The 964-nt window shown below is 70.4% G+C and carries 1 protein-coding gene; it reads right to left on the bottom strand.

Annotated features, from left to right (window positions below; all coding sequences use genetic code 11):
- Positions 1–70: 70 nt before the first annotated feature.
- On the bottom strand, positions 71–964 hold an 894-nt coding region (locus H928_RS25700; protein WP_043338241.1), incomplete at its 5' end, for an ATP-binding protein.

Here is a 964-nt window from a genome sequence, read left to right as displayed (position 1 = left end):
GCCACGCGCGCCGCTGCACGCGCGGCGCATGGCTGGATCATGGATATCTATCTGCTGCGCCGCATGCCCATCAATCCAGCGCCGGCTGAGGCAGCACCGGCAGCGCCAGGCTGAAAACGGCCCCCGGTCCGGGCTCGGCCGCAGCGGCATCCAGATGGCCGCCATGGGCCTGCACAATGCGCTGGGCCAGCGCCAGGCCCAGGCCAATGCCGGAGATACTGGACTCGGCATGGCCCCGGCTGAAGGGCGCAAACAGCTGCTCAGGTGCCAGGTGCGCGGGCAGGCCCGGCCCGCTGTCCTGCACGCGCAAGAGCAGCTGGTCGCGCTCGACGTGCGCCGTCACCCGCACGGCGGTGCCCACGGGGGTGTATTTGCTGGCGTTGTCCAGCAGGTTGACGAGCACCCGCTCCATCATCGCCGCATCGATCCACAGCAGCGGTAAATCGGCCGGCAGCTGCAGCTGCACCGGGTGATCGGCCAGGCGCCCGCCGAGCTGGCGCAAGGCACTGCCCACCAGCTCATCGACGGGGATCCAGGCGCGCTGCAGGTGCACGCCGTCCTGCTGCAGCCGGGCCATGGCCAGCAGGTTGTCCACCAATTGCTGCAAGGCCTGGGCCTGGTTGCGGATCTGCAGCAGCATGTCTTGCGCCGGGCCAGGCGGCGCATGCGGCAGACCGGCCTGGGCAGCGCCCAGGATGCTGGTGAGCGGCGTGCGCAAATCATGCGATACCGACGACAGCAAGGTGTTGCGCATGCGCTCGCCCTCCATCGCCACCTGGGTCTGCTGGGCCACCTCGACAAAATGCACGCGCTCGAGCGCCAGCGCAATCTGGCTGGCGCAGGCATCCAGCAGGCGCCGCTCCTCGGGCACGCGCAAGCGCTCGGGTGTGCGCAGCTGCAGCACCAGCACGCCGCGCGCCCGCACCGGCGCCATCAGCGGCACATACAGCGCGTCCGACGCGGC

It is taken from the genome of Comamonas sp. B-9 (genome assembly GCF_000410635.1).
Lineage (GTDB): Bacteria > Pseudomonadota > Gammaproteobacteria > Burkholderiales > Burkholderiaceae_C > Comamonas.
The sequence above is the reverse complement of the archived record's forward strand: the minus strand, read 5'-3'. Positions and strand labels throughout refer to the sequence as shown.